The 5,797-nt window shown below is 29.0% G+C and carries 6 protein-coding genes; 3 read left to right on the plus strand and 3 right to left on the minus strand.

All coding sequences use genetic code 11. The annotated features are described in order from the left end of the window. Positions 1–30: 30 nt before the first annotated feature. Positions 31–936 (plus strand): ribonuclease Z, encoded by a 906-nt coding sequence (locus tag SJY17_RS11025; RefSeq protein WP_397362612.1) that lies wholly within the window; start codon positions 31–33, stop codon positions 934–936. Here SJY17_RS11025 and SJY17_RS11030 read toward each other — a convergent pair. Next, positions 933–1,367, minus strand: a complete 435-nt coding sequence (locus tag SJY17_RS11030; protein WP_397362613.1) for a hypothetical protein — start codon at positions 1,365–1,367, stop codon at positions 933–935. The genes SJY17_RS11025 and SJY17_RS11030 overlap by 4 nt on opposite strands. Before the next feature lie 60 nt (positions 1,368–1,427). Between SJY17_RS11030 and pdxH the strand changes: the two genes are divergently transcribed. Together pdxH and SJY17_RS11040 are read left to right on the plus strand one after the other, a co-directional pair. Beyond that, the gene (pdxH, locus tag SJY17_RS11035) at positions 1,428–2,075 is read left to right on the plus strand and encodes a pyridoxamine 5'-phosphate oxidase (protein ID WP_397362614.1); all 648 of its coding nucleotides are present in this window, start codon (positions 1,428–1,430) and stop codon (positions 2,073–2,075) included. Between the two features lie 159 nt (positions 2,076–2,234). Then, positions 2,235–2,726, plus strand: a complete 492-nt coding sequence (locus SJY17_RS11040; RefSeq protein ID WP_397362615.1) for a CAP domain-containing protein — start codon at positions 2,235–2,237, stop codon at positions 2,724–2,726. A gap of 167 nt (positions 2,727–2,893) precedes the next feature. Here the strand turns inward: SJY17_RS11040 and SJY17_RS11045 are convergent, their stop codons facing one another. Together SJY17_RS11045 and SJY17_RS11050 are read right to left on the minus strand one after the other, a co-directional pair. Next, a complete protein-coding gene (locus SJY17_RS11045) occupies positions 2,894–4,840 on the minus strand; it encodes an OmpA family protein (protein WP_397362616.1) in 1,947 nt (648 codons plus the stop codon). A gap of 1 nt (position 4,841) precedes the next feature. Then, entirely contained in the window at positions 4,842–5,789 is a 948-nt protein-coding gene (locus SJY17_RS11050; protein WP_397362617.1) for a type IX secretion system membrane protein PorP/SprF, read from the minus strand. Positions 5,790–5,797: the final 8 nt, after the last annotated feature.

Raw genomic sequence — 5,797 nt, forward strand, 5'->3', positions numbered from 1 at the left:
AATCAACAAAATACATATCAACTATATTTAATGAAACTAAACATACTAGGCTGTTACAGCGCAACACCACGTACATTTTCTAATCCAACCTCTCAAGTATTAGAGATTAACAATCATATTTTTTTAATAGATTGTGGAGAAGGAACACAAGTACAGCTTAGAAAAAACAAAATTAAATTTAGCCGAATAAAGCATATTTTTATTTCGCATTTACATGGAGACCACTTTTTTGGATTAGTAGGATTAATATCTACTTTTAGGTTATTAGGTCGTGATTCTGACCTTCATATTTATTCTCCAAAAGGACTAAAAGAAGTTATTACTTTACAGATGAAATTAGCCAATTCTTGGACTAATTATAATCTTTATTTTCATGAGTTAACTAATAATGCGTCAGAATTGGTTTTTGAAGACCAAAAAGTAGAAGTACATACCATTCCATTAGATCATCGCATATATACCAACGGTTTTTTGTTTAAAGAAAAAGAAGGCGAACGTAAATTAGATATGAATGCAGTATTAAATCAAGATATTGATGTGTCTTACTATAGAAAAATAAAACAAGGTTTTGATGTTAAAAATGAAGCTGGAGTTTTAGTAAAAAATGATACTGTAACATTTCCACCAAATAAGCCAAAAAGTTATGCTTTTTGTAGTGATACTGCCTATAATGAAACTATAATCCCAATTATTAAAGATGTAGACGCTCTGTATCATGAATCTACATTTTTAGAGCAACATGAAAAATTAGCTGCACCAACCAAGCATAGTACTGCAAAACAAGCTGCAAGTATAGCAAAACAGGCTAATGTTGGACAATTAATATTAGGACATTACTCTACAAGATATGATGACTTAAGCCAATTTAAAAAAGAAGCACAAACTATTTTTGATAATGTAGAGTTGGGTGAGGATGGTAAGGTGTTTGAGTTTTAAACATTTTCAGATTCTACAAATATTTTAAACTGGTTTAACCATTTTTGAACTTGCTTTTTAAACATGCCAGGAAATAGTTTTGCTATTATTTTAATGACAAAACCATTAAATTTTGTGTACTCTATTAGAGAAGTATAACGTGTTTTGTTAGCATCTAATTCTTTAAATCTAACAGTCATTGTATTGGTCATATGTTTATGCTCATACAACCCAATAAATTCATTTGGAAGATCATTTTTAATAATGGTCTCAATAAGTTCTAATTTTTCATAAACCATTTTAGATTTTGCTCCTTCGTGTCCAGTACTACCACTAATTAATGTTTTAGATTTAAAACCATCTTGGTAATGTTTTAAATTATCAGGATTTAAAAAAGCTTCAGACACAGACTTAATATTTGTATTAATGTCAATAGCACAAGTAAATTTCATATTAGTTAGTTTTGTATAAAGTTATTAAAAAATTATTTTAAATTCTTGTAACTTGCATTTATGGAAAAAGACTTAAGCGACTACAGAAAATCCTATACAAAAGGAGAGTTACTATTAAAAGACACTCCAGAGAATCCTTTAGAGCTGTTTAGAACATGGTTTAACGAGATTGACATACATTTTCCTCAAGATGAAACTAACGCGATGACGTTGTCTACAATTGGTCTTGATGGTTTTCCAAAAAGTAGAGTAGTGCTACTTAAAAAATTTACATACGAAGGTTTTATTTTTTACACTAATTATGACAGTGAAAAAGGTAAAGCTATACTGAATAACCCAAATGTTTGTTTATCCTTTTTTTGGCATGGAGCAGAGCGACAGATTATAATAAAAGGTAAAGCAGAAAAAATTGCAGAAAACTTAAGTGATGGCTATTTTGAATCTAGACCAAGAGGAAGTCAATTAGGTGCATTAGTCTCTAACCAAAGCAGTATAGTTAAAAATAGAGATGTTTTAGAAACTAAACTTAAAGCATTAGAAACAGAATATACTGATAAAGAAATTATTAGACCAAAATTTTGGGGAGGATATATTGTAAAACCTGCTTCTATCGAGTTTTGGCAAGGCAGACCTAACAGATTACATGACAGAATTGTCTATACTTTAGACTTAGATTACAATTGGTTGAAAAACCGATTATCTCCTTGATTTAACGATTAAAAACACTTTTAAAATGTATTTCATCGATTAAGCGTAAAACAAATCGTTCAAATACATGTATTTAATCGATTTTAACATTTCTTTAACACTTTGTTCTTTATTGCTATTCTATTTTAGTAGTCCCAAATCATTATAACTCTATTAAAAATGAGAAAAGCTACTAACCTACTTATGGTTATTTGTTTTGCAGTATTTTTCACATCTTGCTCTACAGACAACTTAGAAGACAATTTTGACAATACAAAAGCATTGGTAATTCCAGAGTCTAAACCTATTGAAATTAAAATCTTAGAATTGATTAATCAACATAGAATTAGCATTGGTTTAAATGTTTTAGAAAACCATGATTTAATTAAAGGTCAAGCTTATTCTCATACAGATTATATGATTGATATTAATGAGGTTAATCATGATTTTTTCTATTCTAGAAAATCTTATTTAGTTAATAATGCAGATGCTACTAGAGTTTCAGAAAATGTTGCATATGGTTATACAAGTGCAGAATCAGTAGTTAATGCTTGGCTAAATAGTGATGGACATAGAGGGAATATAGAAGGAGATTTTACAAATTTTGAAATTTCGGCAGAGTTAGGAGAAAACAATAAATGGTATTTTACTAATATCTTTATGAAAAAATAAATATCATCATATCAATTATTTGATTGATGTATATATAAACAAAACAAGCTAGAGAAGTTATTCTCTAGCTTGTTTTGTTTAGTATCTCTTTTAGTATTATTAGTGATTTTACTTACAATAAACAATAAGACATTAAAAAAGCCTTTCTAATTTAGAAAGGCTTTTTTTTAATTGTATTGATTAGTTATAATAAACTTTGATCGTCTATTCTGTTCATGCTCTTTGTCATTGCACTTTACGCCATTCTTACAATGATTTAATATTTGTGACTCTCCATAACCAATTGCGCTTTGTATTCTGTCTTGAGCTATACCTCTAGAAAATAAATAATCTCTAGTAGATTTAGCACGTCTATCAGATAATTTACGGTTATAGGCATCTCTACCACGACTATCTGTGTGTGCTTCAATTTTAATGATCATTTTAGGATGCTCTCTCATTACAGCAACAATATTTTCTAACTCATAAGCAGCATCAGGTCTAATATTTGATTTATTATAATCAAAATAAATAGGATTAATTACAATCTCATTATCTACAATTAATGGTTGTAAGAATAAATCAATAGTTGTTGTTTCACCATTAATAGGAGAGGTTACAAACCCTTTTTTATCAGGTCTATAAATAACACGCTCTGCTAAAACTGTATATGTTTTATCACAGTTAATATCTTTAAATTCATATTTACCATCCTTTTCTGTAAAATATGAATCGATGACTTTACCATTTATGTCTAATATGGATACCATTACTTTGTCTAAAGGTTCATTAGATAGTTTGTCATAAGCAACTCCATTTACTAATTGTTTACATTGATATTTTCCAAAAGCATAAATATCATCTCCACCTTTTCCACCTTCACGATTTGATGTAAAATATCCTGTTTGTGTTTCTGTATCTAAAAAGAAACAGAAATCGTCATATGGACTATTATAAGGTGCACCAAGGTTTTTGATAGATACTTTTGTTGTATCATTTCTTTTTATTTTTAAAAGATTTGTTTCAAAAATATCAAGTAATCCAAGGTTTAAATTTGCATCACTAGAAAAGTATAATGTAGAGTCTTTTGCTACAAATGGAAATTTTTCATTTCCTTCTGTATTAATATCTGCACCTAAATTAACAGGCTCTCCATAATTGTCTCCTCCTTTAATAGCTACTTTGTATAAATCTGTTTGTCCATAGCCACCTTCCATGTCTGATACAAAATATAATGTTTTGTTATCAGGACTTAAAGCTGGAGCACCACAAGAATAAGCATCATTATTAAAAGGGAGTTCTATTACATTTGTCCATCTAGTTCCAGATAAAGTAGCTTTATAGATTTTTAAATTTGAAGTTCCTTCTTTAGAATATTTACGTTTTTCCTTTTTAGTAACATTATTTCTAGTAAAGTACATAGTTTGCCCATCATTTGTGATAGTAACTAATCCTTCATGATCATCTTTTGTGTTGATTGCTGCGTTTAGTTTTCTAGGCTCACTAAATGTTTTAGCAGCGTTTGCTATTTTTGTATCAGATTCAAAAATATTAAGGAATGGTTCATTATTCCATTCATATAATTCCTTTTCATCTGTTATAGAATCTTTTACCCAAGTAGAGTAGAAGTATAATGTTTTATTAGCTTCATATCCTCCAAAATCAGAATAACTTGTATTTAAAGGAAGGTTTTCTACATTTACATATACTTTTTCTGTATTTGTAAGTAAATTATAATTTTCGATATTAAAATTATCGATATTTTTAATACGCTTATCTCTTTTATTACGTTCATTAAAAGCTCGTAAATAGTCATTAGCTAGGTCGTATTTTTTTTGACTTCTTAATGATTGTACGTACTTATAAATGTATTCTGAATCTATTAAAGGGTATTTTTTGATGGCTTTACTATACCATAGTTCAGCTTTTTCTAATTTACTAGTATTAAAGTAACAATCTCCAATTCTTGTAAGGATATATTCTGTACTATCTTCTTTTTGTAAAGCTTCTTTATATAGTTCGGCTGCTTTTTCATAAGAAAAATCTCTAAAAAAATTATCAGCAACTTTTGTTTGTGCAACAGCAAGTTGAACAAATAAAAACAAGGTTAGATATGTAGTTATTTTTATTTTCATATTAAAAATATCTAGGTGATTTTACACGTTTTGTAGGTTTAAAAACCTCAAACATTAATAATAATTCATGTGTACCTCCTGTGTATGGTCTTAAATCTGTTATATAGTGTTCATATGCATAACCAATTCTCATTTGAGGAGAGATTTGAAAATCTGTTAAAGCACCAATAGTAGAAGTATCTCTGTTATATCTATAACTTCCACCTAACCAGAATTTTTCGTTAAACAAAAGGTGAGCACTTAAATCAAAAGATATTGGTGCTCCATTTGTAACTTTTACTAAAGCTGAAGGTTTAAGTTTTGTGGTTGCATTTAAATCAAATACGTAACCAGCTGTTAAATAATATCCAACACGTTCTAAAGCAATATAATCTACTTCTGGATCTAACGCACTTTCATTATAATCTGTATTTAATATCCTTGGAGCAGAAAGCCCTAAATACCATCTGTTTTGGTGTAAGTATGCCCCAACACCTATATTTGGGTTCCATCTATTAGTAAAATTACTAAAAAAGGGATCTACCGCTACAGTTGGATCATCTAAAAAGCCTTCCTGGTCTAAATTGTAATGTGTAAATCCAGCTTTTAAACCAAAAGCTAATTTAGTTTTTTCTGAAAGGTCTATAGTGTATGAAAAATCTCCATATACAAATACGAAATTTTCATATCCTAACTCATCATTAATCACAGACAAACCAAGACCAATTTTCTCATCTTTTAAAGGTGTGTGTACAGAAATTGTAGAGGTAGTTGGTGCTCCAGCTAACCCTACCCATTGACTTCTATGTAATCCTACAACACTAATAGTTTCTCTGCTTCCTGCATATGCAGGATTAATAGAGATTGTATTAAACATGTATTGAGAGAATTGAGGTAATTGTTGTGCAATTGTTTGTGCACAACCCAACAATAATAATATAGCAATACTATATGCTTTTATTTTTTTCATTTATATTT

It is taken from the genome of Olleya sp. R77988 (genome assembly GCF_044594215.1).
Lineage (GTDB): Bacteria > Bacteroidota > Bacteroidia > Flavobacteriales > Flavobacteriaceae > Olleya.